Source organism: Enterobacter sp. R-25 (assembly GCF_049913205.1).
In the GTDB taxonomy this organism is placed as follows: Bacteria; Pseudomonadota; Gammaproteobacteria; order Enterobacterales; family Enterobacteriaceae; genus Enterobacter; species Enterobacter ludwigii.
In genome coordinates, this window is the sequence record NZ_CP183982.1 from 3314005 (window position 1) to 3340438 (window position 26434).

General features: G+C 55.1%; 24 protein-coding genes and 1 tRNA gene. 6 read left to right on the forward strand and 19 right to left on the reverse strand.

The features are described from left to right. Positions 1 to 30: 30 nt before the first annotated feature. The 5 genes from accD to pdxB all read right to left on the reverse strand — a co-directional run bounded on the left by accD (position 31) and on the right by pdxB (position 4808). Positions 31 to 936, reverse strand: a complete 906-nt coding sequence (gene accD, locus ACN9MQ_RS15790) for an acetyl-CoA carboxylase, carboxyltransferase subunit beta (RefSeq protein ID WP_020883123.1) — start codon at positions 934 to 936, stop codon at positions 31 to 33. Between the two features lie 154 nt (positions 937 to 1090). Then, positions 1091 to 1750 (reverse strand): DedA family protein, encoded by a 660-nt coding sequence (locus tag ACN9MQ_RS15795; RefSeq protein ID WP_020883122.1) that lies wholly within the window; start codon positions 1748 to 1750, stop codon positions 1091 to 1093. A 28-nt stretch (positions 1751 to 1778) separates the two neighbouring features. After that, positions 1779 to 2591, reverse strand: a complete 813-nt coding sequence (truA, locus tag ACN9MQ_RS15800; protein WP_025203571.1) for a tRNA pseudouridine(38-40) synthase TruA — start codon at positions 2589 to 2591, stop codon at positions 1779 to 1781. After that, positions 2591 to 3604, reverse strand: a complete 1014-nt coding sequence (locus ACN9MQ_RS15805) for an aspartate-semialdehyde dehydrogenase (protein WP_426021358.1) — start codon at positions 3602 to 3604, stop codon at positions 2591 to 2593. The genes truA and ACN9MQ_RS15805 overlap by 1 nt, the downstream gene beginning before the upstream one ends. 67 nt (positions 3605 to 3671) lie before the next feature. Next, positions 3672 to 4808 (reverse strand): 4-phosphoerythronate dehydrogenase PdxB, encoded by a 1137-nt coding sequence (gene pdxB / locus ACN9MQ_RS15810; protein ID WP_025203570.1) that lies wholly within the window; start codon positions 4806 to 4808, stop codon positions 3672 to 3674. Positions 4809 to 4921: 113 nt separating this feature from the next. Here pdxB and flk point away from each other — a divergent pair, with 113 nt between their 5' ends. After that, positions 4922 to 5926 carry a flagella biosynthesis regulator Flk gene (gene flk, locus ACN9MQ_RS15815; RefSeq protein ID WP_426021357.1) on the forward strand — a complete coding sequence of 335 codons (1005 nt, stop codon included), beginning with the start codon at positions 4922 to 4924 and terminating at the stop codon, positions 5924 to 5926. 77 nt (positions 5927 to 6003) lie between these two features. On the opposite strand, the gene ACN9MQ_RS15820 is transcribed toward flk, so the two are convergent. Then, positions 6004 to 7182 (reverse strand): MFS transporter, encoded by a 1179-nt coding sequence (locus ACN9MQ_RS15820; protein WP_078774643.1) that lies wholly within the window; start codon positions 7180 to 7182, stop codon positions 6004 to 6006. Between the two features lie 205 nt (positions 7183 to 7387). Continuing rightward, positions 7388 to 8605 (reverse strand): beta-ketoacyl-ACP synthase I, encoded by a 1218-nt coding sequence (gene fabB / locus ACN9MQ_RS15825; protein WP_014171039.1) that lies wholly within the window; start codon positions 8603 to 8605, stop codon positions 7388 to 7390. A gap of 158 nt (positions 8606 to 8763) precedes the next feature. On the opposite strand from fabB, the gene mnmC reads away from it, so the two are divergent. Continuing rightward, entirely contained in the window at positions 8764 to 10761 is a 1998-nt protein-coding gene (gene mnmC, locus ACN9MQ_RS15830) for a bifunctional tRNA (5-methylaminomethyl-2-thiouridine)(34)-methyltransferase MnmD/FAD-dependent 5-carboxymethylaminomethyl-2-thiouridine(34) oxidoreductase MnmC (RefSeq protein WP_426021356.1), read from the forward strand. Between the two features lie 49 nt (positions 10762 to 10810). Here mnmC and ACN9MQ_RS15835 read toward each other — a convergent pair whose 3' ends face one another. Genes ACN9MQ_RS15835 through prmB form a run of 6 tightly spaced genes read right to left on the reverse strand, consistent with a single transcriptional unit; the run spans position 10811 to position 15362 of the window. After that, on the reverse strand, positions 10811 to 11089 hold the full coding sequence (locus tag ACN9MQ_RS15835) for a YfcL family protein (RefSeq protein WP_020883115.1): 279 nt from the start codon (positions 11087 to 11089) through the stop codon (positions 10811 to 10813). Between the two features lie 13 nt (positions 11090 to 11102). Then, a complete protein-coding gene (locus tag ACN9MQ_RS15840; protein WP_151711854.1) occupies positions 11103 to 11648 on the reverse strand; it encodes an elongation factor P hydroxylase in 546 nt (181 codons plus the stop codon). Then, complete coding sequence (locus ACN9MQ_RS15845; protein ID WP_014171043.1) at positions 11648 to 12457, reverse strand: sulfite exporter TauE/SafE family protein; 810 nt, start codon at positions 12455 to 12457, stop codon at positions 11648 to 11650. The genes ACN9MQ_RS15840 and ACN9MQ_RS15845 overlap by 1 nt, the downstream gene beginning before the upstream one ends. Then, positions 12457 to 13281, reverse strand: coding sequence for a penicillin-insensitive murein endopeptidase (gene mepA, locus ACN9MQ_RS15850; RefSeq protein WP_014171044.1), 825 nt, complete (start codon positions 13279 to 13281; stop codon positions 12457 to 12459). Before mepA ends, ACN9MQ_RS15845 begins: the two co-directional genes overlap by 1 nt. A gap of 2 nt (positions 13282 to 13283) precedes the next feature. Next, positions 13284 to 14369 carry a chorismate synthase gene (aroC, locus tag ACN9MQ_RS15855; RefSeq protein ID WP_138014058.1) on the reverse strand — a complete coding sequence of 362 codons (1086 nt, stop codon included), beginning with the start codon at positions 14367 to 14369 and terminating at the stop codon, positions 13284 to 13286. Positions 14370 to 14429: 60 nt separating this feature from the next. After that, positions 14430 to 15362: a 50S ribosomal protein L3 N(5)-glutamine methyltransferase gene (gene prmB / locus ACN9MQ_RS15860; RefSeq protein ID WP_014171046.1), complete on the reverse strand. Its 933-nt coding sequence runs from the start codon at positions 15360 to 15362 to the stop codon at positions 14430 to 14432. Between the two features lie 145 nt (positions 15363 to 15507). On the opposite strand from prmB, the gene smrB reads away from it, so the two are divergent. Beyond that, the gene (gene smrB / locus ACN9MQ_RS15865; RefSeq protein WP_014171047.1) at positions 15508 to 16059 is read left to right on the forward strand and encodes an endonuclease SmrB; all 552 of its coding nucleotides are present in this window, start codon (positions 15508 to 15510) and stop codon (positions 16057 to 16059) included. A 48-nt stretch (positions 16060 to 16107) separates the two neighbouring features. Here smrB and sixA read toward each other — a convergent pair whose 3' ends face one another. The 4 genes from sixA to ACN9MQ_RS15885 all read right to left on the reverse strand — a co-directional run bounded on the left by sixA (position 16108) and on the right by ACN9MQ_RS15885 (position 20784). Beyond that, the gene (gene sixA, locus ACN9MQ_RS15870; RefSeq protein WP_014171048.1) at positions 16108 to 16593 is read right to left on the reverse strand and encodes a phosphohistidine phosphatase SixA; all 486 of its coding nucleotides are present in this window, start codon (positions 16591 to 16593) and stop codon (positions 16108 to 16110) included. Between the two features lie 209 nt (positions 16594 to 16802). After that, positions 16803 to 18950 (reverse strand): fatty acid oxidation complex subunit alpha FadJ, encoded by a 2148-nt coding sequence (gene fadJ, locus ACN9MQ_RS15875; RefSeq protein WP_426021355.1) that lies wholly within the window; start codon positions 18948 to 18950, stop codon positions 16803 to 16805. Further along, the gene (gene fadI, locus ACN9MQ_RS15880) at positions 18950 to 20260 is read right to left on the reverse strand and encodes an acetyl-CoA C-acyltransferase FadI (RefSeq protein WP_426021354.1); all 1311 of its coding nucleotides are present in this window, start codon (positions 20258 to 20260) and stop codon (positions 18950 to 18952) included. Before fadI ends, fadJ begins: the two co-directional genes overlap by 1 nt. A 239-nt stretch (positions 20261 to 20499) precedes the next feature. Next, positions 20500 to 20784, reverse strand: a complete 285-nt coding sequence (locus ACN9MQ_RS15885; protein WP_014171053.1) for a YfcZ/YiiS family protein — start codon at positions 20782 to 20784, stop codon at positions 20500 to 20502. 372 nt (positions 20785 to 21156) lie between these two features. Here ACN9MQ_RS15885 and fadL point away from each other — a divergent pair, with 372 nt between their 5' ends. Next, positions 21157 to 22485, forward strand: coding sequence for a long-chain fatty acid transporter FadL (gene fadL / locus ACN9MQ_RS15890; RefSeq protein WP_020883109.1), 1329 nt, complete (start codon positions 21157 to 21159; stop codon positions 22483 to 22485). A gap of 63 nt (positions 22486 to 22548) precedes the next feature. Here the strand turns inward: fadL and mlaA are convergent, their stop codons facing one another. After that, complete coding sequence (mlaA, locus tag ACN9MQ_RS15895) at positions 22549 to 23301, reverse strand: phospholipid-binding lipoprotein MlaA (RefSeq protein WP_020883108.1); 753 nt, start codon at positions 23299 to 23301, stop codon at positions 22549 to 22551. A 315-nt stretch (positions 23302 to 23616) separates the two neighbouring features. Between mlaA and ACN9MQ_RS15900 the strand changes: the two genes are divergently transcribed. Beyond that, on the forward strand, positions 23617 to 24546 hold the full coding sequence (locus ACN9MQ_RS15900; RefSeq protein ID WP_250369150.1) for a formate/nitrite transporter family protein: 930 nt from the start codon (positions 23617 to 23619) through the stop codon (positions 24544 to 24546). A gap of 75 nt (positions 24547 to 24621) precedes the next feature. After that, a tRNA-Arg gene (locus ACN9MQ_RS15905) sits at positions 24622 to 24696 on the forward strand. A 308-nt stretch (positions 24697 to 25004) separates the two neighbouring features. On the opposite strand, the gene ACN9MQ_RS15910 is transcribed toward ACN9MQ_RS15905, so the two are convergent. Then, positions 25005 to 26396 (reverse strand): VasL domain-containing protein, encoded by a 1392-nt coding sequence (locus ACN9MQ_RS15910; protein WP_426021353.1) that lies wholly within the window; start codon positions 26394 to 26396, stop codon positions 25005 to 25007. Positions 26397 to 26434: the final 38 nt, after the last annotated feature.

The window sequence follows — 26434 nt, forward strand, 5'->3', positions numbered from 1 at the left end:
AGCGCCATACGGCCCTGCCCTTTTCAGTTATCAGGCCTCGGGTTCCTGATCCGGCACCACCACGCCTTCGCGCGGCTCATCCGGGTTCGGCGCTGGCAGATTCATCAGCTTCGCCAGGATGCTTGCCAGTTTCAGGCGCATCTCCGGACGGCGGACGATCATGTCGATAGCGCCTTTCTCGATGAGGAACTCACTGCGCTGGAAGCCCGGCGGCAGTTTTTCACGTACGGTCTGTTCGATAACGCGTGGACCCGCAAAACCGATCAGCGCTTTCGGCTCAGCGATGTTCAGATCGCCCAGCATGGCAAAGCTTGCGGAAACGCCACCCATCGTCGGGTCGGTCAGCACGGAGATGTACGGCAAACCGCGCTCCTGCATTTTCGCCAGCGCAGCAGAGGTTTTCGCCATCTGCATCAGCGACATCAGCGCTTCCTGCATACGTGCACCACCGGAGGCGGAGAAGCAGATCAGCGGGCAGTTGTCTTCCAGCGCCTGCTCAACGGCACGCACGAAGCGCGCACCCACGACAGAGCCCATTGAGCCACCCATAAAGGAAAACTCAAACGCGGCAGCCACCACCGGCATCGTGTGCAGGGTGCCTTTCATGACGATCAGCGCGTCTTTCTCGCCGGTCTCTTTCTGTGCAGAGGCCAGACGGTCTTTGTATTTTTTGGAATCACGGAACTTCAGCACGTCTTTTGGCTCAAGCTCGCTACCCAGTTCTACCAGAGAACCTTCGTCCAGCAGGCTATGCAGGCGATTACGCGCCGTCATACGCATGTGGTGGTCACATTTCGGACACACCTCAAGATTGCGTTCCAGCTCTGCGCGGTACAGAACCTGGCCGCAGCTATCACACTTCGTCCATACCCCTTCAGGAATGCTCGCTTTACGAGTCGGGGTTATGTTGCTTTTAATTCGTTCAATCCAGCTCATTGATAACCTTTCTGCCTGAACCTGGTCGTATGCCAGTTTTGCTATAAGAGGCGAATAATGCCATTTTTGCCTCCAACAGACCATGAATGTTGCACATTAAAACATAACAGCCCGAAACTTTGGATAAAAAAGTGGTCGAACCGCCAGTATGCATTTACTTCGCTTGCTTTGCTGCCGCACGTCGGTGACGAATAATCTCAATAACCCCAGGCAGTACCGAAAGCACAATAATCGCTACAATCAGTAACTTAAGGTTTTCCTGGACCACCGGGAGATCGCCAAACAGGTAGCCGGCATAGGTAAACAGCAGCACCCACAGCAGCGCGCCAACAACGTTATATGCCGCAAAGTGACGATAGGACATATGCCCCATTCCCGCCACAAACGGTGCAAATGTACGCACAATAGGCACAAAACGGGCAAGGATAATGGTTTTGCCGCCATGGCGTTCATAGAACGCATGGGTTTTATCGAGATAGCTGCGACGGAAAATTTTCGAGTCCGGATTGCTGAAAAGCCGCTCACCAAACACCCGCCCAATCGTGTAGTTCACCGCATCACCAATAATCGCGGCGATAACCATCAACACAACCATCAGATGCACATTCAAATCGTTAGTCGGTAACGCGGATAACGCGCCGGCCACGAACAGCAGTGAATCCCCCGGCAGGAACGGGGTGACAACCAGACCGGTTTCACAGAACAGAATGAGGAACAGAATAGCGTAAACCCAGACGCCGTACTGCGCGACCAGCTCCGCCAGGTGAACATCAATATGCAGGATGAAATCAATCAAAAAACGTATTACGTCCATTTTGTCTAAGCCTTAATTGCACCTTTGATTAGTCCGCTAAAAACAGCGGGCCCATTGGCGGTTTCGGCAGGTCAAACCGATCCGGATAGTCTACCGAGACCAGATACAGCCCTTCCGCTTTCGCCGTGGCTGCCGCAAGCGTTCTGTCCTTCGCTGCCAGCAGTTCTGCAATCCAGCTCTCCGGCTGGTGTCCGGCACCCACTTCCATCAGGCTGCCCACAATATTCCGCACCATATGATGTACAAAGGCATTGGCTTTGATATCCACCACCACATACGCGCCATAACGGCTGACGTTTATGTGCATGACATTACGCCACGGCGTACGGGACTGGCACTGCACCGCACGGAACGAGGTAAAGTCATTTTCACCAATCAGACACTGCGCCGCACGATGCATACGTTCAGCATCAAGCGGTTCATAAAAATGCGTCACGCCCTGGCTTAACACCGCCGGACGCAGACGCTGATTGTAGATGACATAGCGGTAACGGCGCGCGGTGGCGCTGAAACGCGCATGAAAATCATCGGGAACATCTTTAACCCAACGAACCGCAATGTCTCCAGGTAAATTCGCATTCACCCCCAGCGTCCATGCAGCGTCCTTTCGCACAGCGGTGGTTTCAAAATGAACCACCTGCCCCGTGCCGTGAACGCCGGCATCCGTACGCCCGGCACAGAAAACGCTTATCGGTTCGTTCGCCACCTGAGAGAGCGCTTTTTCCAGTTTTTCCTGGACGCTGCGCACCTCATTTTGACGCTGCCAGCCATAATACTTACTGCCATCGTACTCAATACCGAGGGCAATTTTATGAACGGGCTTGTGATCCACTTCTGACATCAGTACAGGTACTCCTGCACGAGTTTCTCCGCAATTTTCACCGCCATCAGCGCGCCGCCAAAGCGAACGTTATCGGCAACTGACCAGAACTGGATCTGCTCAGGCATTCCGTAATCGTTACGCACGCAGCCAATAGACAGATGTGCACTACCGGTCGCATCACCAACCTGCGTCGGGAACTCACTCTCTTCGGAGAGGGCGATATCCTCACCGCGACCAAACGCGTCACGCGCTTCTTCTGCGGCGAGCGGGCGCAGCGCTTCAAAACCGACCATCTGCGCGTGGCCGTAGAAGACAGGAGACTGCACGCAGCTGGCAGAGATCATCAGGCCGTCATCCTGCAGGATTTTGCGGACTTCATCGACAATACGGCGATCTTCGCGCACGCTGCCTTCGCGATCCGGCAGCAGTGGCAGCATGTTAAACGCCAGCTGGCGACCAAAATAGTCGTCTTCATCAATCGGAACGCCGCTCAGCAATTTCGCGCTCTGCCCGGCCAGCGCGTTAACCGCTTGCTTGCCGTTGGCAGACGCAGACAGCAGGCTGGTGACGAAGATACGCGACAGGCCGCCTTCATCGATCAGCGGTTTCAGCGCGGTAAGCAGCTGACTGGTCAGGCTGTTCGGTACGGCGATAACGTTGCGGTTACGGTAGTCTGCCAGCACAAACGGGTTCACATCCGGCACCACCAGCGGCACATCCGGCTCAAGCGCGAACAGACCGCTTAAATCAATCACCAGACAACCCGAGTTGGTGGCCTCTTCAATGTAAGACGCCGTAGCCTCAGCACCGGCTGCAAAAAACGCCAGCTGCGCCTGAGTCCAGTCGAACCCGGCCGCATCCTGAACCATGACAGATTTACCGCCAAAACGCAGATGTTCACCCGCGCTATCTGTACGCGCCAGCGCATAGATATCACCCACCGGGAACTGACGCTCAGCAAGGGTTTCGAGCAGGGCTTCACCCACGGCACCCGTGGCACCTAAAATGGCAATGTTCCAGCCTTCAGACATGGTGGTTTACTCCAGAAATAAAAAAGCGTCCCTGTCGGAGTATCCAACAGGGAGCATTAAGAAGACATTAATGTGCCGGGTGATGAACGGCGTTAAAACCCAGTTTATGCAGCTGCGTCGCAGCCGTTGCGTCGTCGCAGATCACATACAGGGAAGACCACTCGCGGCGCTCAACATAGTTCTTGCGCAGCTTATCAAACTCACCCGGAATACCCGCCACTTTACGCAGCAGCGCGTCATCGCGGCGCACATCATACACCAAATGGACCAGTCGTTTCAGCGTTGCCTGATCGAGTGGTCCGTGCAGGGTAATGCGGCCAAATTCAGGCGCAGGCAGTAAGGTATCCAGCGCCACCTGCTGTGGATGGCCGATAAAGGCGCTATAGGCCTCAAAGACCTGCGTCGTGCCGCGGGCTTTTCCTTCAAGGGTATAACCGGCAATATGCGCCGTTGCGACGTCCACCTTGTTAAGCAGCGCAACGTTAAGCTCAGGCTCCGGCTCCCAGACGTCCAGCACCACGCTAAGCGCTTGCCCCTCGTCCAGACATTTCAGCAACGCAAGGTTATCGACCACCGGGCCCCGGCAGGCATTTATCAGAATAGTGCCAGGCTTCAGACGACGGATCAGGGCTTCGTCAGCAAGGTGCAGCGACTTATAAGGCCCCTCTTTAAACAGTGGCGTATGGAAAGTGATCACATCGCACTGTGCAACCAGTTCATCCAGCGAACGGAAGTCGCCTTCATCACCGTTGTCTTTACGCGGCGGATCGCACAGCAGGGTGCGAATGCCTAACGCCTCAAGACGTTTATGCAGGCGCCCGCCCACGTTGCCCACACCAACAATCCCGACGGTACGGTCCTGCAACGCAAAACCGTCGCGCTCTGCCAGCATCAGCAGGGAGGAGAAGACATATTCCACGACCGCAATGGCGTTGCAGCCCGGCGCGGCTGAAAAACCGATCCCCGCCTGCTTAAGCCATTTATCATCCACATGATCCGTCCCTGCCGTTGCGGTCCCGACAAATTTCACCGCTTTGCCGGAGAGCAACGCCTCATTTACTTTGGTTACCGAGCGCACCATCAGCGCGTCTGCATCATCCAGCTCGTTTACCGGGATCGGCCGACCCGGGACAGCCTTAACGTTGCCGAGGCGGCTAAAGAGCTCGCGGGCATAAGGCATATTTTCATCAACGAGGATTTTCACGTCTGAGTACCTGTTTGAGAGGAAGAAAACCCGTCAAGTGTGCCATAATCTGGCCGCCAGGCATATACGTCTGCCAGGTTTACGCTGAGTTTTGACTTTAAGGATTTTTGACGATGCAGCCCATTTCAGGTACGCCGCCGCGCCCTCCGGGTGAAGGCCCTGTCACGCCAAACGTTGCAGGCGAACAACCGCTATCCACACAACAGCGCACCGTGCTGGAGCGACTGATCACGCGTCTGATCGCGCTGACGTCGCAGCAAAACGCGGAAGTCTGGGCTGGGGTAAAGCACGATTTAGGTGTCAGGAACGACGCACCTTTGCAGTCGCGCCATTTCCCTGCTGCCGAGCAAAACCTGAACCAGCGGATTGATACTGCACAGCAGAATCACAGCATACGCCAGATTGTCTCGCAGCTGACCGAGCTGTTGGGCCAGGGAAATAACCGCCAGGCGGTGAGTGATTTTATTCGCCAGCAGTTTGGTCAGACCGCCCTGAGCCAGCTGACCCCGGAACAGCTCAAAACCGTACTGACGCTGCTGCAAACCAATCAGCTGTCAATTCCACAGCCTCAGCAACGCCCTGCGACCGAGCGTCCGCTGCTGCCTGCCGAGCACAACACGCTCAAGCAGATGGTGACCAAGCTGGCCGCCGCCACCGGCGAACCAACGAAGCTTATCTGGCAATCAATGCTGGAACTCTCCGGCGTAAAAGCGGGCGAGCTGATCCCGGCGAAACAGTTTACGCATCTGGTGACCTGGCTACAGGCGCGTCAGACGCTCAGCACCCAGACCGCTCCAACCCTGCACACGGTTCAGGCGGCACTTAAGCAGCCGCTGGAGCCGAACGAATTTGACGCCATTCGTGATTACGCCCAGCAAACCTGGCAGGCCACACCGCAAACGGTACTGACCACCGCGCAGGTGCAGGATGTGCTCAATCAGATTTTCGTTCGCCGCGCCGAACGCGAAGGGGGCGTGCCGGAAGCACGAAACATTCAGCCAATCTACAATCCGCTGTTTGCGCCGGTGGTGGAAACGTTCAGAACCCTCTCTGCCCGTCCAGGGTTGATGTTTATTGCGTTAATGATTGCACTGGCGATTTTCTGGCTGGTCGCATAACGGTTTCGCCCGGTGGCGCTACGCCTGCCGGGCCGACAGCACACCGGGGAAGGCATGTCGCCCCGGCACTTAACTAGCTAAGACTGCCGAAAAGCCACCAGCGTCACCACAATGCCCACAACCGCTGCAACCGCGCCCGCCAGGAAAACAGACGGATACCCGAACGACGTCGCTAACAGACCTGCCAGCGGCCCGGTTACCCCGTATGAGATATCCTGAAACGCCGCATAGCCGCCAAGCGCCGTGCCACGCACCTGCGGGGCGACACGTTTTACCACCTCCACACCCAGCGCCGGGAAAATAAGCGAACATCCGCAGCCGGTCAACGCCGCGCCTAACAACGCTACGGACGCAACGGGTGCACTCCACAGTAATAGCAAACCCAGGGTTTCAATCACCAGTGATGCCACTGCAACCTTCACGCCACCAAAACGATCCGGCATCCAGCCGAACAGCACGCGCATTAAGACAAATGCGCCACCAAAGGCGGTCAGCGTAAAACCTGCCATCGCCCAGCCGCGGCTCATAAAGTAGAGCGAGACGAACGTACCGATTACCGCAAAACCGACGCCCTGCAGGGCCAGGCCAAGGCCCGGCTGCCAGATTTGGCCCACCACGCTCCACAAAGACGGGCGCTCCCCTTTATGGGCAGGGACTTTACGTACCGGACCGTTGAATGCCCATGCCAGCAGAGGCAGCATCAGGGTAGTCGCTGCCAGCGCGGCAAAGCCAAAGTGGCTGTGGATAAGCAACCCGAGCGGGGCGCCTGCGGCAAGCGCGCCATAAATGGCCATACCATTCCAGGACATGACTTTGCCGGAGCGTGCAGGCCCCACCAGTCCCATACCCCATGTCAGCGTACCGGTCAGGAGCTGGCTTTCACCAAAGCCCAGGATTAAACGCCCCACGATCAGCAGCGCAAATTTATACGCAGCATCAACCGGCAGGAGAGCGGCCAGCAGCCATGCACCTCCCGCCAGACCACAGGCAAACATGCCCTGTAACGCCGAGCGTTTTGCCCCGTGCTGATCCGCCAGACGTCCGGCGTAACCGCGGGTTAATACCGTAGCCAGGAACTGAATACCCACGGCGACGCCGACCATGGTGTTGCCATAGCCCAGCTCCTGATGAACAAACAGCGGGATCACCGGCAGCGGCAGGCCGACGGTCATATAGGTCAGGAACACCGCAAACGCGATGCGAAACAGCGAGACGTTCGCTGAAGAGGTTGTTTCTGTTTGAGTGACTGCAGTCATGCTTTACTCCGAAATGAAGAGTAAGGCGGGGAAAAACCACGCCCCCTCTTCCTGATAACCAGGATTTAGGTGCGTTGGTTGACGTTGAACGCTTACGCATTATCGTGAGGATAATGTTGAGGTAGGAAGTTTGCCTGCGAGATCAGCCGCTTGTCAATGCATAAAAAAAGGAGCCGTCAGGCTCCCCTTTTGAATCAGTCAGAACTTATGCGTTGTACTTACGCATCACCAGCGTGGCGTTAGTACCGCCGAAACCGAAGCTGTTGGACATGACGGTAGTCAGTGTCGCTTCTTTTGGCTGGGTCACGATGTTCAGACCTGCGGCCTGCTCGTCCATCTCGTCAATGTTGATGCTTGGGGCGATAAAGCCATTTTCCAGCATCAGCAGAGAGTAGATCGCTTCCTGAACGCCAGCAGCACCCAGAGAGTGACCGGTCATGGCTTTGGTCGCGGAGATAGCCGGGCTGTTGTCGCCGAACACTTCACGGATCGCACCCAGCTCTTTCACGTCGCCTACCGGAGTAGAGGTACCGTGGGAGTTCAGGTAGTCGATTGGTGTGTCAACGCCGTGCATCGCCATCTTCATGCAGCGCACTGCGCCTTCACCGGATGGAGCCACCATGTCAGCGCCGTCAGACGTTGCACCGTAGCCCACGATCTCAGCGTAGATGTGCGCACCACGCGCCAGCGCGTGCTCCAGCTCTTCAACCACAACCATACCGCCGCCGCCTGCGATAACGAAACCGTCACGGTGCGCATCATAGGTACGGGATGCTTTATCTGGAGTTTCGTTATATTTGGTGGACAGTGCCCCCATTGCGTCGAATTCACAGGCCATTTCCCAACCCAGTTCTTCGCCGCCGCCAGCAAACACGATGTCCTGTTTACCCAGCTGGATCTGCTCAACCGCATTACCGATGCAGTGTGCGGAGGTCGCACAGGCAGAGCTGATGGAGTAGTTAACGCCGTGGATTTTGAACGGGGTCGCCAGGCAAGCGGAAACCGCTGAACCCATGGCTTTAGTCACAACATAAGGACCTACCGCTTTCAGACCACGTGGGCTACGCATTGCGTCGGCACCAAAGACCTGCGCTTTAGATGAGCCACCGGAACCGGCGATCAGACCTACGCGTGGGTTGTTCTGGTAAACTTCCGCGCTCAGACCCGCATCCGCAATCGCTTCCTGCATGGAGAGATAAGCATAAATTGAGGCATCGTTCATGAAACGAACCACTTTACGGTCAATCAAACCGGTGGTGTCCAGTTTGACGTTACCCCATACGTGGCTACGCATACCTGAATCTTTAAACTCTTCAGAGAAAGTGATCCCGGAGCGTCCTTCACGCAGAGATGCCAGGACTTCCTGCTGGTTATTACCGATGCTGGAAACGATGCCCAGGCCAGTAATCACTGCACGTTTCATTCAATACCTCTGTAAGTCGCACTATATTAAGTTTCGAGTCGCACAATAGCGTACACTTGTACGCCGAACAAGTCCGATCAGACATTTTCTGCGGAAATTTGCACCGATGGACGCACATCGTTAAGATCGTGTCACTGCCTGTCAGACGAGTAACTTACGTGAAACAAAACGCTATACAACCCGCCAACCTCGAATTCAACGCTGAGGGTACACCTGTTTCCCGAGATTTTGATGACGTCTACTTTTCTAATGATAACGGACTGGAAGAAACCCGCTATGTTTTCCTCGACGGAAATCAGTTAAACGCCCGTTTCCCCACGCATCCGCGCAGTCTGTTCGTGGTCGCTGAGAGCGGGTTTGGTACCGGTCTGAATTTTCTCACCCTCTGGCAGATGTTCGATCAGTTTCACGCTGCTCACCCTGACGCTACACTGCAAAGATTACATTTCATCAGTTTTGAAAAATTTCCGCTCACCGCGCATGACCTTCGTCTCGCCCATCAACACTGGCCGGAACTTGCGCCATGGGCGGAGCAGCTTCAGGCGCAGTGGCCGCCGCACCTCGGCGGTTGCCATCGTCTGCTGCTGGACGGCGGGCGCGTCACGCTGGATCTGTGGCTCGGCGACATCAATGATCTGACCGATAAGCTTGATGATTCGATGAACCAGAAAGTGGACGCATGGTTCCTCGATGGTTTTGCCCCCGCCAAGAATCCGGACATGTGGAGCCAGCATCTGTTTAACGCAATGGCACGCCTGGCGCGTCCTGGCGCAACGCTCGCGACCTTCACCTCGGCAGGCTTTGTCCGCCGCGGATTGCAGGTGGCCGGCTTTACCATGCAAAAGACCAAAGGTTTTGGTCGCAAGCGCGACATGCTGGTCGGAAGAATGGATCAGACGCTGGAGATCCCCGCTCAGACGCCCTGGTTTTCACGCAGCGCCAGCACATCACGAGAGGTAGCAATTGTCGGCGGCGGGATTGCCAGCGCCCTGCTTTCGCTCGCGCTTTTACACCGTGGCTGGCAGGTAACGCTCTACTGCGCCGACGACGCGCCGGCAAAGGGCGCTTCCGGCAACCGCCAGGGGGCGCTCTACCCACTGTTAAGCGCTCACGATCCGGCGCTGAGCCAGTTTTTCCCGGTAGCCTTTACCTTTGCCCGGCGCCTGTATGATGCCCTGCCTGTGGCGTTTGACCACGACTGGTGTGGCGTTACGCAACTGGGCTGGGATGAGAAGAGCCAGCAAAAAATCGCGCACATGTTGTCGCTGGGTCTGCCGCTCGAAATTGCCCGGGCGGTGAATGCGCAGCAGATAACCGAAACCGCGGGCGTCGATACGGGCTGCGACGGTATCCACTATCCGCTCGGTGGCTGGCTGTGTCCGGCAGATCTGACGACGGCAGCCATTGCGCTGGCGCAGTCGCGCGGGTTGACGGTGCACTATTCCCGCCAGGTCGCCTCACTTCACCACACGGAGCACTGGAACCTGCATTTCACCACCGGCGAAGAGGCGCAGCATACCTGCGTAGTGCTGGCCAACGGTCACCCTATCAGCCAGTTCAACCAGACGGAAAAGCTGCCGCTTTACCCTGTCGGCGGCCAGGTCAGCCATATCCCCACCTCGCCAGCGCTGGAAAAACTGCAGCAGGTACTCTGCTACGACGGCTATCTGACGCCACAAAATCCGTCCAACGGCCACCACTGCATTGGTGCCAGCTACCATCGCGGTGAGACCGACATGCGCTACAGCGAAGACGATCAGCAGCAAAATCGCCAGCGCCTGCTCAACTGCTTCCCGCAGGCCGACTGGGCAAAAGAGGTTGATATCAGCGCCGGTGACGCGCGCTGTGGCGTACGCTGCGCCACCCGGGACCATCTGCCGATGGCGGGAAATGTGCCTGACTATGAAGCAACGCTTGAGGCCTATCAGGATCTTGCTGAAAACCGTGATACCGCGGTGAGTGCGCCAGTTTATCCGCAGCTGTTTATGCTCGGGGGACTCGGTTCACGGGGATTGTGCTCAGCGCCGTTGCTGGCCGAAGTGCTGGCGGCACAGATGAGTGATGAGCCCGTTCCGCTGGACAGCGTTACGCTTGCGGGGCTCAATCCCAACCGTTTGTGGGTACGGAAGTTACTGAAAGGAAAAAGGGTGAAGTAACGTGCGGGCCGATGTCCTCCCTCTCCCACCGGGAGAGGGAGGAAAATGACTACCTGGCTTTTGCCTGCTGGAACAGGGTGTCCCACATACCCAGCACTAATGACTGGTCACGCGGAGAGAGTTCCCCTGCCTGGATCGCTTTCTCCAGGCTGCGGCTCACTTCATCATGAATGGCCTCGGCAGAGTGATCGTCCCCTGCTTCCAGCTCAGCGACAGCCAGCGTCAGGTGACCACGCAGATAACCGCTGGCGAACAGCTCATCATCACTGGCGTGTTCCACCATGTCATCAATTAACGCCAGAATGCGTGATTCAAATTCTGCGATCATCTTCTTTCCTCTGTTAAAGATCTTCCGGCCAAGGGAAGCATTCCGCCGTGATCTCCGGCGTGTGGTAATAATTCTGTAAGGCCTCGATCAGACGTGCCGGACGTTCCGGGATGCCTTTCTCAAGATACTCCATCACCTGCGCATGAACGCGGCGCTGGAAGACAATACGGTCTGGCTCGACCTCTCCTTCGAGGTTGTCACAGCTGACGTTGAACGGGAAACCTGCCGCCACACAGAATAACCATTCCAGCGCCTGCGGTTTCACCTCCACATCTTCAAACTGGCTCTGCGTGGTGGCGTCACGGCCGTCCGGACAATACCAGTAGCCGAAGTCCACCTGCTCACGACGCGCTTTCCCCGCTATACACCAGTGAGAAATCTCGTGTAACCCGCTGGCGTAAAAGCCATGCGCGAACACGATACGGTTATACGGCACGTCCGCATCAGCAGGAAGATAGATCGGTTCGTCGTCGCCTTTAATCAGACGGGTATTAAAATCATCAGCAAAACAGCCATCAAAAATCTCAATCAGCTGTTCGTATTTATGGGTTGTGTTCATTAATTCATTCCCAGCCACGTGAGGATCTCTTGTCCATGGCTGTCATAAAGCAGTTTGGCACTCATGACCGCTGAGACGACAACAATCATCGGGCGAATGAGCTTCTGTCCTTTGCTTAATACCAGACGCGAGCCCGCACGTGCGCCTAAAAACTGCCCTGCCATCATCACAAATCCGGTTGCCCAGATAACTTTGCCACCAATGATAAACAGCAGCAGGCCGCCGACGTTTGACGTCGCATTGAGCACTTTGGCGTGGGCGGTGGATTTAGCGAGATTAAAGCCGGCCAGCGTCACGAACGCAAGGGCATAGAACGAGCCTGCTCCGGGGCCAAAGAAGCCATCGTAAAACCCGACGCAGCCACCCGCGATAAGAGCGAACGGCAGGCCATGCAGACGTCGCTGCCGGTCTTCTTCCCCGAGCTTTGGCATCAACAAAAAGTAGAGACCGATGCAGATAACCAGAATGGGGAGGATCTGGCGCAGAATATCGGACTGTACATGCTGAACCAGCAGTGCACCCGAGGTCGAACCAATAAAGGTCATCAGGATATTGAGCTTCTGGTCAGCCAGACTGACGACCTTACGGCGAATAAAATAGAGCGACGCGGAGAGCGAGCCGCCGCACGCCTGAAGCTTGTTAGTGGCGAGCGCCTGTGCCGGGCTCATGCCCGCGGCCAGCAGCGCCGGTACGGTTAACAAACCACCGCCGCCCGCCAGAGCATCAATAAACCCGGCCAGCATCGCCACAAAGAAAAGCACCACCAGCAGAAGCGGCGACACCATAAACAGTTCGACGAAATTATCCATTAAAGTACATGCTCATCCAGTAGCGCCTGGCAGGAAGGCGGCAACGGAGGCGGTGTCTTCTTCTCAGGCTTAGAGGTTCCAGGTTTTGCCGGCTCAAACCAGCTCTGCAGTTCCGCACCACAGCCATCGCCTGGCGGGGGTAACGGCTGATCTTCACATTCCAGGCTGTTTGCCGGGCAGCGCAGACGAACGTGCATATGTGCACGATGCTGGAACCACGGGCGCACTTTACGCAGCCAGTCGCGATCGGTGCCGGCATCCAGGCAGAGCTGCTGCTTGATGGCCGGGTTCACGAAAATCCGCGTGACATCGTTATCTTTCGCCGCCAGCTTAATCATGCTGAAGACGTCCTGCGTCCACAACGATGGCACGACGTTTTTACCGTCGCGCGCCACCAGATCCAGCGCCTGCGGTTTCAGCAACTGGGCTGAACTCCAGCGCGCTTTCGGCAGTTGCAGGAAGATATCGACATCGAGACCGGTCTGGTGACTGGCGTGTCCGCCGTTGAACCGACCGCCGGCAGGCATCCCCATATCGCCAATCAGCATCGTGCCCAGCCCCAGGTTATGCACCTGGTTTCCCAGACGCTGGATAAACAGCACCAGATCCGGGTGGCCAAAATAACGACGCTGGTCGGTACGCATCACCTGATAGGTATCGGACTGCAGCGGAAGTTCCTGTGCCCCAACGATACAGCCGTTCGAGAACGCGCCAATTGACTGCGCGCTGCCCGCCACAGGATGGGTAATTTTCTGCCATGGCGTCGCGGCCAGACTGGCTCCACTGGCAAGCAGTGCCAGCAGAGCAATGACGGTTTTTTTCATGTTTACCAGCGTGGAATGGTGGTCGTCACATCCGCATTCTGCGCGCGCTGGCGCAGGAAGTGATCCATCAGTACAATCGCCAGCATCGCTTCTGCGATCGGCACCGCACGGATCCCCACACAGGGATCGTGACGTCCTTTAGTGATCATCTCAACTTCTTCGCCAGAGCGGTTAATCGTGTGGCCTGGCACGGTAATGCTGGAGGTCGGTTTCAGCGCAATATTGGCAATAATCTGCTGACCGCTGCTGATACCGCCGAGGATGCCGCCCGCGTGGTTGCTCTGGAAACCGTCTTTGGTGATTTCGTCGCGGTTCTGGCTGCCCCGCAGCGCAACGACGTCAAAACCGTCGCCAATTTCTACGCCCTTCACCGCGTTGATGCTCATCAGTGCGTGAGCGATGTCCGCATCCAGACGGTCAAATACCGGTTCACCCCAGCCTGGCGGTACGCCATCAGCCACGACGGTGACTTTGGCACCAATGGAGTCGCCCTCTTTTTTCAGGCCACGCATCAGTTCGTCCAGCGCTTCCAGTTTATCTGCATCAGCACAGAAGAACGGATTTTGCTCGACCAGATCCCAGTCTTTGATAGCCAGTGGAATATCGCCCATCTGGGTCAGACAGCCGCGGATCACAATGCCAAATTTCTGCTGCAGGTATTTTTTGGCGATAGCCCCTGCCGCAACGCGCATCGCGGTTTCGCGGGCAGACGAACGTCCGCCGCCGCGATAATCACGGAAGCCATACTTTTGTTCGTAGGTGTAATCGGCGTGTCCAGGACGGAACACATCTTTGATGGCGCCGTAATCCTGCGAGCGCTGATCGGTATTTTCAATCAGCAGCCCGATGCTGGTGCCGGTGGTGCGGCCTTCGAAAATGCCGGAAAGAATTTTGACCTGGTCCGGCTCGCGACGCTGCGTGGTGTAGCGAGAAGTCCCCGGACGACGACGGTCGAGGTCGTGCTGTAAATCAGCTTCGGTCAGTTCGATGCCTGGCGGTACGCCGTCAACGATACAGCCCAGTGCCAGCCCGTGCGATTCACCAAAGGTGGTCACCCGGAATAATTGTCCAATACTGTTTCCTGCCATCACGGCTCCGATGTCGTTATTTGTGTTTGAGCGTTGTGAAACGGGCCGAAGCCCGCTGGATTAATCTTTGTAAATGCTGAAGTATTCGCGCGCGTCAAGCAGCTGCGCTTTGGTCAGCATAAAGACGCCGTCACCGCCGTTATCGAACTCGAGCCAGGTGAACGGCACATCCGGGTACTGCTCTATCAGATGTACCATGCTGTTGCCCACTTCACAAATCAGAACACCGTCGTCGGTCAGATAATCCGGCGCGCAGGCCAGAATGCGACGGGTAAGCTTCAGGCCATCAGAGCCTGACGCCAGACCCAGCTCCGGCTCGTGGCGATATTCGTTTGGCAGATCGGACATGTCTTCCGCATCAACATACGGCGGGTTGGTGACGATCAGATCGTACTGCAGCGTTGGCAGATCGCGGAACAGATCGGAGCGGATTGGCGTAACGTGATGGATCAGACCGTGCTCTTCAATATTGTGCTCGGTCACAGCCAGCGCATCGGTGGAGATATCCACGGCATCCACTTCCGCTTCCGGGAAGGCGTACGCACAGGCAATCGCGATACAGCCGCTGCCGGTACACATATCAAGAATATGCTCTGGCTGATGGTTAATCAGGCCTTCAAAGTGGTTGTTGATCAGTTCGCCAATCGGCGAGCGCGGCACCAGAACGCGTTCATCAACATAGAACTCGTGACCACAGAACCAGGCTTTGTTGGTCAGATAGGCAACCGGAATGCGCTCGTTAACGCGGCGGATAACACGCTCCACGATACGGTGCTTTTCGCTGGAGGTCAGGCGTGCGGTACGCATGTCTTCCGGAATATCGAGCGGCAGGTAGAGGGACGGCAGCACCAGTTGAACGGCCTCATCCCACGGATTATCGGTACCGTGCCCGTACCAGATATTTGCGGCGCTGAAGCGGCTAACCGACCAGCGCAACATGTCCTGTATGGTATGCAGCTCGTTTACTGCTTCATCGACAAAAATTTTATCCACTCTTTCCTCCAGGGCATGCTCGCATAATTTTCGGCGGCTAGTTTGCCATGAAGACGGCGATAAATCAGCAATGACGCGTCGCGCTTGAGGTTAAAAAATGCGTTTAGTCGGGTACACTGTCGGAAATACGAGATGAGAATGACCCATGAAAAAGAAAACATCCCTTAGCGAGGAGGATCAGGCGCTCTTCCGTCAGCTGATGACCGGGACGCGTCAAATCAAGCAGGACATCATTGTCCACCGTCCGATGCGCAAAAAAATCACGGAAGTCCCGGTCAAGCGATTGCTCCAGGAGCAGGCGGATAATAGCCACTATTTTTCAGATGAATTTCAGCCCCTGCTCAATACGCAGGGCGCGGTGAAGTACGTACGGGAAGATGTCAGCCACTTTGAGCTGAAAAAATTACGCCGGGGGGATTACTCGCCCGAACTGTTTCTTGATCTGCACGGTTTGACGCAGATGCAGGCGAAGCAGGAGCTGGGCGCGTTAATTGCCGCCTGTCGTCGCGAACATGTTTTCTGCGCCTGCGTGATGCACGGCCACGGCAAACATATTCTGAAGCAGCAAACACCGCTATGGCTGGCTCAGCATCCCCACGTGATGGCGTTTCATCAGGCACCCAAAGAGTACGGCGGAGATGCCGCATTACTGGTGTTGATTGAAGTAGAAGAGTGGCAGCCGCCAGAATTACCCTGACAGGACGGCGGGAGGCATGTTCTGCTCCCCGCCATATCGCACGTCACATCAGATAGCTTTTGCCATCTTCAGATTGCACGGACTCATTTGCCAGTTGAAGACCCCTTTGCCCGTTTCGTCGAGAGCGACGTTGGCAATGGCGGAAGTCGTGAACATCGGCGGCGTCTCGCCCGGGCACAGCTCAGATACCAGATAGCCAACCAGTGGCAGGTGGGAAATGACCAGCGCGGAAGCGACACCTTCATTGCACAGCGCCTGAAGATAAGCGCTGACAAGGCCGACATCACCGCACGGGGTGAGTTCCGGGAGAACATCCACACTGGCTGGCAGGTTCATACACTCCCCCACCACTTCCAGCGTCTGTTCTGCACGCAGGAACGGACTCACCAGAACGCGTTCGATGTCCACTTTTTGACCTTTAAGCCAGGTCGCCATCAGACGAGATTCGTCGCAGCCACAGACGGTCAAAGGACGTACTGAGTCACTGGCGGCATCGAGTGCCGCGTCGCCGTGACGCATGATAAAAACTTGCATATTGCACCGCTTTTGTTAACCAGAATCACCGGCGTTGACTACCCGCGATTACCGCTCCGAGGTAGAAAACCCGATGGTCGGGCATTGTGCCTGATCCATTCGGTGAATGAAACGCTGTTTTTTACCTCAATGGCGTAAGTATAGTCAATCTCTGTTTACAAAATCGCCAAAACAGGTTCATACACTTCAGGATTTACCCTTTTTTGACCTCAACTTACGAGGACAGTTTCCCTTGAAGGCCAAAATGTCTGGCCCCGTTCCGCCATCTGCAATAATTCGTCACACGGTGTAAACCGCGGACCGTATTGCGAGGCCAGACGTTGCAGGATTGCAACTACTTCACCCGCACCGAGAGTGTCCATGTAACGGAACGGGCCGCCGAGGAACGGCGGGAAACCAATGCCAAATACCGCACCGATGTCACCATCGCGCGCGCTTTTAATCACCTGCTCACCAAAGCAGCGTGCCGCTTCATTAAGCATCATCATCACACACCGTTCAGCACACTGAACGGGTGACAGTTTCCCCTGACCGGTTGTCGGAATAAGCCCATAAACCGAAGGGTCGACCTGTTTCTTGCTTTTACGCCCTTTCGCGCCGTAAAGATAGAAACCGCGTTCATTTTTTCTGCCTTTGCGATCGTCCTTCAAAATTGCAGAAACAATGTTTGCAGGCGGGCTAAAACGATCTCCATAAGCATCTTCCAGCACAGGTATAATTTTAGTGCCGGTGTCGATTCCCACCTCATCCAAAAGTTGGATTGGGCCAACGGGGAACCCAAACTTCACCAGCGCCTCGTCGACGTGTTCGATCTTCTCCCCTTCCGTCAGCAGCCGCATCGCTTCATTTATATAAGGCGCCAGAATGCGGTTAACGTAAAAGCCGGCTTTGTCCGCCACCACTATCGGTGTTTTCCCCTGCATTTTGGCCAGTTTAACCACGGTAGCAACGGTTTGCGGGCTGGTGCTGGCGTGCGGGATAACCTCCACCAGCGGCATTTTTTCAACCGGACTGAAATAGTGCAGGCCAATCACCTGCTCCGGACGCTGGGCCCTGGCCGCAATATCGCCAATGGGCAATGACGAGGTGTTCGACGCAAAAATGGTATGGGGTGCGCAATGTTGCTCAACGTCAGCCACCATCTGCTGCTTAAGCGCCAGGTCTTCAAACACCGCTTCAATCACCAGATCGCGATGGGCAAAACCGCTGTAGTCTGTCGTGCCGGAGATCAGTGCCAGGGTTTTATCACGCTCATTGGCCTTGATATGGCGGCGTTTAACCTTTTGATCAAGGTTCTGCCAGCTGTACTGCAGCGCGTGATTGACTCCCTTCGCATTGATGTCTTTGATACGTACAGGCAATTTGCCTTTGCTGGCGGTAACAAAAGATATTCCGCCCCCCATCAGCCCGCCACCCAGTACGCCAATGGCATGCAGCGGGGCAGGTTGCGCCTCGCTGCCGGGGTCTTTTTTTACCTCTGTACTGGCAAAAAAGATGTTACGCAGCGCCTGAGACTGCGGCGTCATCGCCAGCTCGCCAAAGGCTTTTGCTTCTGCGGCATAGCCGCTGCTGCTGCCCTGAGATAAGCCCACTTCAATAACCTCAAGGATACGTTTCGCCGCCGGGTAGTTACCTTTGGTTTTTTGTTCGGTTTTCTTGCCCGCCATGCTGAACAGGAGTGTGCGGCCCAGTGGCCCGGCCAGCACGCGCTCACGCACCGGCAGAGGACGTTTTGCCTGCCGTCCTTTGAGCGCCAGTTCAACCGCCGCCTCAAGCAAAATGGCGTGAGGAACCACCTCGTCGACCAGGCCGGCTTTCAGCGCCTGACGGGCACGCAGTTGTTTGCCGGTTAATATCATTTCCAGCGCAGTGCTGACCCCAACCAGACGCGGCAGACGCTGCGTTCCGCCGGAGCCTGGCAGGAGGCCTAACTGCACTTCAGGCAGGCCCAGAACGGTTTTCGTATCGTCGGTACAAATGCGGCTGTGACAGGCCAACGCCAGCTCCAGCCCACCGCCCAGACAGGCACCGTGGATCGCCGCGATAACAGGGATAGACAGCGCATGGATCTCCGCCATGACCTGTTGCCCCTGACGCGCCAGCTCTTCGGCTTCCTGTGCGTTTTGCGCCCGGGCAATCATGTTGATATCGGCTCCGGCAATAAAGTTGTCCGGTTTCGCTGAGATAAACACCAGGCCGCGAATCGCTTTGTTCTCGCGGATCTGCTTTAGCATCGCGCGCACCTGAACGCCGAACTCGGCTTTCAGGGTGTTCATCTTTTCGTTGGGAACATCGATAGTAATAACGGCGACGTTATCGAGGCGTACCGTCAGATTAAATGCAGATGGCATATCCATTATTCAGCCTCCAGAACCATTGCCGCGCCCAGACCACCCGCTGCGCAGGCGGTTACGAGACCAAAACCACCGCCCCGGCGGCGTAACTCATGTAATGTCTGGGTGATCATCCTCGCCCCCGTCGCCGCAAATGGATGACCGTAGGCGATGGAACCACCCAGGACGTTAAATTTGCTCTGATCCACTTCGCCAGTGGCATGCGCCCGGCCAAGAACATCGCGCGCGAAACGTTCACTCGCCAGCAGTTGTATGTTTGCCAGGGTTTGTGCGGCAAATGCTTCGTGCATATCAATGAGGGTTAAATCCGCGAGGGTAAGTCCCGCGCGTTCCAGCGCCAGCGGTGTGGACCACGCCGGCCCTAACAACATGTCCTGCCACACATCTATCGCCGTGAAGGCGTAGCTGCGCAGGTAGCCCAGCGGTTTTATGCCCAGCTCTTTGGCACGGGATTCCGTCATCAGGATCACTGCGGCGGCACCGTCCGTCAGCGGAGTACTGTTGGCAGCCGTGACGGTACCGTGTTTGCGGTCAAATGCCGGACGGAGCCTGGCGTAATCCGCCATCGTCGAACTGCCGCGAATATTGTTATCTTCTGACAGCGGTTCACGGTATGGCGGGATGTACGCCGTCATGACTTCATCAGCCAGTTTGCCTTCCGACCAGGCTTTCGCCGCCAGCTGATGTGAGCGATGAGCCAGCGCATCCTGCTGCTCACGGGTGATCCCGTAAGTTTTTGCCATCTGCTCGGCGGTATCGCCCATTCTCAGACCGGTGGAATACTCCGCCACTGCGGGCGGTACAGGCATAAGGTCACGCAGGCGTAAGCGTGAGAAAAGTTTGAGTTTCTGAGCGACGGTACGGGCTTTGTTGGCGTCAACCAGGATCCGGGCCAGCTTTTTACTGACCCCAATCGGCAGAACCGAAGAGGAGTCCGCCCCGCCGGCGATCCCAGCGCGAATGGTACCTGCCATCAGGCTTTCAGCCACGTTAGCCACCGCCTGGAAGCTGGTAGCACATGCCCGGCTGACGCTGTAGGCATCAGTGTGGACGTTCATCCCCGTACCGAGGACGATTTCGCGCGCAATATTGGGTGCTTCAGGCATCTGCACAACCTGGCCAAAAACCAGCTGCTCGATGACCTCAGGCGGAATTTCGCTGCGAGCCAGCATCTCCCCCACCACCATTTTCCCCAGATCGACAGCCGGTATGCCATGAAACGCTGTCGCCTGACGTGCAAATGGCGTACGTAATCCACTGACAATGGCAATGCGATCGCCCTGACGGGTAATAAGCGGTAACGCCTGACTCATAACCTTCCCCTGTAAAATTTTTTACTCAAACATAAAGTGGTCTGACCTGATAACAGTCTTAACCATTTTTTTACATTCAGCCAATCAGGGAAACGAAAAAGTGCGAGCTAAGGCACAGAGAAGAAAAAGAAAATGTCTCTGCGAAAACAAAAGCAAAACGGTAACCCGAAGGTTACCGTTTTAGTGTGCACCCTCTTCTGTGAGAGAGGGGCCAGGATGAGGGCATTACGCCGTTGAGGTTAGCGCAGACCCAACTGGAAAATCAGCGTTTCCGCCTCGCAGGCGAACACAAAGTCGATATCCAGCTTCACACCGCCGTCCACGTCAGTAAAGGTGGATTTGATTTCGCACGGATCGGATTCGACTTCACGTGCACGTTTGCTCAGCGCGGCCAGGGTTTCTTCCGCCTCGGCGCGGTTGCTGAATACACGGCTGTAAGAGGCGGTGCAATCGGAGTTGTCCATGATGGTACCAACATCCATACAGCAGCAAACCGGGGTTTCATCAGCACTGCATTTACTCATAGCTCAATTTCCTCTGTATTCGCGCAAGGCGCGAGATAAACACGATGCTGCTATTTTACGCCCCGGGGCTGGCTCTCTCCAGCCGTTAATGGCGCAAAAGCGGATAAGTGACCAATATCACACTAAAAAATGATCTAGAACAAAAATCACCCTTTCAGACGATTCGCAATGGTCACAATTTTGCCAACCAGATCTCGTTTCAAGAAACATGTTTGAAAATATTAATAAACAAACTTGCAACATTCTGGCTGGTCAGACCTATACTCTCGCCACTGGTCTGATTTGTATGTCATACCTCAGACCCTACACTTCGCGCTCCTGTTACGGTATGTAACAATTATTGAATAAAAATAACTCAATGAGGTTATGGTCATGAGCCAGAAAACCCTGTTCAAAAAGACTGCGCTGGCAGTCGCAGTGGCAATCGTCTCTACGTCCGCCTGGTCCGCGGGCTTTCAGTTAAACGAATTTTCTTCCTCTGGCCTTGGCCGTGCGTATTCCGGGGAAGGCGCAATTGCTGATGATGCGGGCAACGCGAGTCGTAACCCTGCACTGATCATGATGTTCGATCGTCCGACCTTCTCTGCTGGTGCAATCTTTGTTGATCCGGGTGTTGATATCTCGGGCCGCTCTCCAACAGGCGCCAGCCTGAAGGCAGACAACATCGCGCCAACAGCCTGGGTGCCAAACCTCCACTTCGTTGCGCCAATTAATGACCAGTTCGGCTGGGGCGCTTCCGTGACGTCTAACTACGGTCTGGCTACCGAGTTTAATAATAACTACGCCGCAGGGGCGTATGGCGGTAAAACCGACCTTGAAACCCTGAACCTGAACCTGAGCGGTGCTTACCGTCTGGACAACCACTGGAGCTTCGGCGTCGGCTTTGATGCGGTTTATGCTAAAGCGAAGATCGAGCGCTACGCGGGTGACCTGGGTAAAGTCGTTGCTGGCTCAGGCGCTCTGCCGCCGATTCCGGGTCTGGCACAGCAGGTTGCAGGTATTCCGGCAGATACCCAGATTGCTTACCTCAAGGGTGACGAATGGGGCTTCGGCTGGAACGCCGGTATCCTTTATGAAATCGATAAAAATAACCGCTACGGTTTAACCTACCGTTCCGAAGTGAAAATTGACTTCGATGGCGATTATAAGAGCAGCCTGCCTTCAGCCTATAACCAGATTCTGGGTAGCTTCGGCCTGCCAATGGGCACCGACGGCCGTACCACTGGCGGTTCTCTGAGCCTGCACTTGCCAGAAATGTGGGAACTGTCGGGTTATAACAAAGTGGCGCCGCAGTGGGCGGTTCACTATAGCCTGACTTATACCAGCTGGAGTCAGTTCCAGGAGCTGAAAGCGACCAACAGCAATGGTGACACGCTCTTCTATAAAGATGAAAGCTTCCGTGATGCCTACCGTATCGCGCTGGGTACCACCTACTATATGGATGACAACTGGACATTCCGTACCGGTATTGCCTTCGATGATAGTCCGGTACCGGCTGACAAGCGTTCCATCTCCATTCCGGACCAGGACCGCTTCTGGCTGAGCGCAGGTGCAACCTATGCCTTCAATAAAGATGCTTCTATCGATGCGGGCATCTCTTACATGCACGGTCAAAAAGTTAACTTTAAGGAGGGGCCGTATGAGTTCTCTTCTGAAGGTAAAGCCTGGCTGTATGGCATGAACTTCAACTACGCGTTCTAATCGCGCAGGGATTAAAAAAGGTGAGCATGGCTCACCTTTTTTCTTTATTCCGGGTCGATATCTTTATTCCGAGTCGATATCTTTTAATTCGTTCTCGATTGCTTTCGCGTTCGGATTCTCTTCCGGCTTCAGCTTGCCGCCATTGGCAATAAAGTCGTGATTCTGGAAGTAAGCTTCGCGGACCATAATATACGGGTCAGAAGACTGACGCAGCAGACCGTCCGAATCAAGCAGTTGCGCACGCGTCTCGATCCCTTCCACCGTCCATTTCCCTACCGACAGCGGCCAGGTCAGCCACGACAGAACCGGATACAGCGTATCCACCATGTCGCCGCCGTCATCACGTACGGTGAAACTGCCGTAGAATGGCAGATGAACATACGGACCATAACCCACGCCATAATGCCCCATCGTACTGCCGAAACGGTGCGGCTGCTCACGCTGAAGTTTCGGGTTCGCCATACCGGCAACATCGATGAAGCCCCCCATCCCCAGCAATGAGTTCAGGAAGAAGCGGGTAAAGTGCACCATACCCTGATACGGATCGCCCTGCAGGAAGTAGTTCACCATCACCGCAGGTTCTTCCAGGTTACTGGTGAAGTTACTCAACCCGTTACGCGCAGGTTGTGGAACATAATCACGCCATGCAACTGCCACCGGGCGAACCACATACGGGTCCAGCACGTTGTAGTTGAAGCTGTACATTGAGCGGTTAAATCCTTCGAGAGGATCGGAGCGTCCCGTTTGCTCTCCAGAGCTGGCGCAGCCCACAAGCATCGTCGCGCCCAGCGCAAGCGCCGACAGCCGAAGTTTCATAAATATCTCCCTGTTCAGTATGGCTATCGTTGATTGCCATCCGTAACGGAGCATGGGTTGCTCCGCCTGTAAACGTGCAAGTGATTGTAACAGCACGTTTACCGATGTCTACGAGCACAATTACGGGCAGTAACCACCGTCACTCTGATCTCAGCATAGCCTGGCTTTTAGAATTCGTTTCGCTGGCAATTTTATAATGTCTTTTAATGAGATGTATCGCCTTTGTTGCCATTGCCGCCAATTTAAGAGCATCCCCACGGGCATTTCATTAAAAGCCGCTACGCTTTATAGAAAGATCATCGTGTTGGAGTGGCTATGAAAGAAGTGGGCGAAGAAAAAATTGGCGAGAGTAATGAGGAAATTGAAATTGAAAGTGAGGAAAAAGAGCGCGGTGAGGAGATAGAAATCAATGAGGATCGCCTTCCTTCCCGTGCGATGGCGATCCATGAACATATCCGACAGGATGGCGAAAAAGAGATGGAGCGTGATGCCATGGCTCTGTTTTGGTCGGCCATCGCGGCAGGCTTGTCGATGGGCGCCTCACTCCTCGCCAAGGGCATATTTCATGTGCAACTGGAAGGGATACCCGGTGGGTTTTTACTTGAAAATCTCGGCTACACCTTTGGCTTTGTGATTGTCATTATGGCGCGCCAGCAGCTGTTTACTGAAAACACCGTTACCGCCGTTCTCCCGGTGATGCAAAACCCTACCCTCGGTAATTTCGGTTTACTGATGCGTTTATGGAGCGTCGTGCTGCTGGGGAATATCATCGGTACAGGCGTGGCGGCATGGGCATTTGAATATATGCCGATATTCGATGAGCCCACCCGGGATGCCTTCGTGAAAATCGGTATGGACGTAATGAAAAACACGCCGTTCGAAATGTTCTCGAATGCCATTATCTCCGGCTGGATAATCGCGACCATGGTGTGGATGTTTCCTTCCGCGGGCAGTGCCAAAATTGTCGTGATCATATTAATGACCTGGCTGATAGCGCTGGCTGACACCACGCACATCGTGGTCGGAACCGTTGAAATCCTCTATCTGGTCTTTAATGGTACGCTTCACTGGAGCGATTTTTTCTGGCCGTTCGCCCTGCCGACGCTTGCAGGCAATATCTGCGGCGGAACGTTTATCTTCGCACTGTTAAGCCATGCGCAAATCCGTAACGACATGTCTAATAAGCGCAAGGCCGAACAGAAAGCGCGGGAAAACGATGATAAATCTGCAAAAAAATCGACCTGAATGGTGACTCTTTGAGCAGTCAGGCGGCGATGAGCTTAACGCAAAGTGTAAATGAGGCTATACTCGTGCCGCCTTGTCCCCTTAGTTAAATGGATATAACGAGCCCCTCCTAAGGGCTAGTTGCAGGTTCGATTCCTGCAGGGGACACCATATACCCCCTCTCCTGATGTCTACCAGACTCAAGAAAACTCCCTTATAAACAGTGATACACTCTCTCCTCTTGCTACCCGATCTCAACCGACCTCGCGCTTTTTCAATCGCTCTTTTGGTCCTGATGGTTACAGCTGTGCCTACTCAGGGATAGTCCGCTTTAAGAATATCAAGTTGCTCATCGCGTCAGATACGACCACTTTGCACTCCAGACGTCTCCACCATCACCCCTACCGCATCTGAAGTCCGCTCTGGTCACTCAGTCATCTCGGCAACAGACTGAATCGCATAAAATTTTTAGCACCATTTTACTCTGGTGAATTCCGTTTTATTTCAGCGTATCGGGCTGCCAGTTGTTTCAGATGCATCTCCAGCTGAGACCTCGCAGCTGCAGGTAAAGGTACACCAGGAGGATTTTCTGACAAGATACGCAGTTGCTCTTCAGCCGGAATGGACTGGTTAAAAGACTGCCGGACGGAAAATACAACGGACTTCAGTTCACTGACCGTCATGTACTTGCCTTTCTGCTCATCAAGCCCGTTCAGCCGGTCACTCAATTTTTGTAGCGTTGACATCCCCTTATACCAGCCATTGAGCTGTTCTACCGGTAATGCGGCAGCATTAAGATGTTGCTGCCACTGTTGTATCAGGGGTTTTGCTTGCTCCGGCCACAGCACCTGAGCCTGTTCTGTAAGTTTTCGGCTGTAAGTAATACTCCAGTCAGGAGGTAATTTATCCAGTCGGGCAAGCTGCTGCTGTGTTTGTTCTATCATTGTTTGTGATGACGGAGATTGCTGACGCAACATATCCAGTTTTTCAGGCGCGAGAGGTGCAGGTAACGGAGCCAGTGAGGCAGCAAGCTGAGTCTGTAGCGGGTCTGGCCGGTGAAGAAATTGCCAGCTCCACACTGCGCCCGTACTTATTATCAGCATGGTACACATTCCGGCAGCGAAGTATTTCCACTTTTTTACCTGAGTGGGCATTGCCCTCAGTACTTCCACATTTGCGTGATGTTCTGGCTGTGCAACGAATACCCACTTCACTGGGCTGTCTGGCGCTGGGGTCTCTTCAGAGAGACTACCGGTATGAGAGCCTGTTGATATGACTGCACCATTCTTTACGGTGGCAGGCAGGACAATCCCAGACTGAATATTCGACCCGGTACTGGTTGTATCGTTGCTGTTTTCCAGCCGGATAGCACTGTTGTGCATCAGGGAACGCAACGTATCGAGCTGGCTCAGATGCTTAAGCTCCAGACGTTGAAGCACCTCCCCCAGACTGCCAAGCAGTTGCTCAGCCCGATACAGTTGTCTGAGGTCGCTGTAATTGAGCGGGAGCGAGCGCATCCGCTGCTGAAGACGCTGGTTCAGACTGCTGAGGATTTCCATGCGGGCATGTACCGGCTGCGGCCACAGTGTCCCCCACTGATGGCTTATCAGCGCATCCAGTATCGCCAGGCCTTCATTGAGGCCGAATAAGCCGGCCAGCTGCGTCCGTGCCAGCGTGTACCAGGCCGCCGTCTGTAGCTCCACACCGTTTTGCTCAAACAGTGAAAGGCAGAGTTTTTCGGCATAACGCCAGTTCACATCCGGACGGGCCGGATGTGTCAGTTTACTCAGTTCATCACGCAGGCTGGCATAATCCGCTAACGTGCGCGGGTCGCCACCGGTTTTTAGTTTACGTGGAGTGATGTCATGCATGACCAGTTGTCCATTTGACATATAAGGAGCTATAGAAG

Coding starts and splice junctions, on each gene's coding strand:
- ACN9MQ_RS15795 (WP_020883122.1), bottom strand. CDS start 1,750: ATGGACGTAATACGTTTTTTGATTGATTTCATCCTGCATATTGATGTT.
- ACN9MQ_RS15820 (WP_078774643.1), bottom strand. CDS start 7,182: ATGACTGCAGTCACTCAAACAGAAACAACCTCTTCAGCGAACGTCTCG.
- ACN9MQ_RS15835 (WP_020883115.1), bottom strand. CDS start 11,089: ATGATCGCAGAATTTGAATCACGCATTCTGGCGTTAATTGATGACATG.
- ACN9MQ_RS15900 (WP_250369150.1), top strand. CDS start 23,617: ATGAAAGAAGTGGGCGAAGAAAAAATTGGCGAGAGTAATGAGGAAATT.
- flk (WP_426021357.1), top strand. CDS start 4,922: ATGCAGCCCATTTCAGGTACGCCGCCGCGCCCTCCGGGTGAAGGCCCT.
- ACN9MQ_RS15885 (WP_014171053.1), bottom strand. CDS start 20,784: ATGAGTAAATGCAGTGCTGATGAAACCCCGGTTTGCTGCTGTATGGAT.
- fabB (WP_014171039.1), bottom strand. CDS start 8,605: ATGAAACGTGCAGTGATTACTGGCCTGGGCATCGTTTCCAGCATCGGT.
- ACN9MQ_RS15805 (WP_426021358.1), bottom strand. CDS start 3,604: ATGTCTGAAGGCTGGAACATTGCCATTTTAGGTGCCACGGGTGCCGTG.
- fadL (WP_020883109.1), top strand. CDS start 21,157: ATGAGCCAGAAAACCCTGTTCAAAAAGACTGCGCTGGCAGTCGCAGTG.
- fadI (WP_426021354.1), bottom strand. CDS start 20,260: ATGAGTCAGGCGTTACCGCTTATTACCCGTCAGGGCGATCGCATTGCC.
- ACN9MQ_RS15845 (WP_014171043.1), bottom strand. CDS start 12,457: ATGGATAATTTCGTCGAACTGTTTATGGTGTCGCCGCTTCTGCTGGTG.
- mepA (WP_014171044.1), bottom strand. CDS start 13,281: ATGAAAAAAACCGTCATTGCTCTGCTGGCACTGCTTGCCAGTGGAGCC.
- fadJ (WP_426021355.1), bottom strand. CDS start 18,950: ATGGATATGCCATCTGCATTTAATCTGACGGTACGCCTCGATAACGTC.
- mlaA (WP_020883108.1), bottom strand. CDS start 23,301: ATGAAACTTCGGCTGTCGGCGCTTGCGCTGGGCGCGACGATGCTTGTG.
- ACN9MQ_RS15840 (WP_151711854.1), bottom strand. CDS start 11,648: ATGAACACAACCCATAAATACGAACAGCTGATTGAGATTTTTGATGGC.
- accD (WP_020883123.1), bottom strand. CDS start 936: ATGAGCTGGATTGAACGAATTAAAAGCAACATAACCCCGACTCGTAAA.
- smrB (WP_014171047.1), top strand. CDS start 15,508: ATGAAAAAGAAAACATCCCTTAGCGAGGAGGATCAGGCGCTCTTCCGT.
- aroC (WP_138014058.1), bottom strand. CDS start 14,369: ATGGCAGGAAACAGTATTGGACAATTATTCCGGGTGACCACCTTTGGT.
- ACN9MQ_RS15910 (WP_426021353.1), bottom strand. CDS start 26,396: ATGCATGACATCACTCCACGTAAACTAAAAACCGGTGGCGACCCGCGC.
- truA (WP_025203571.1), bottom strand. CDS start 2,591: ATGTCAGAAGTGGATCACAAGCCCGTTCATAAAATTGCCCTCGGTATT.
- sixA (WP_014171048.1), bottom strand. CDS start 16,593: ATGCAAGTTTTTATCATGCGTCACGGCGACGCGGCACTCGATGCCGCC.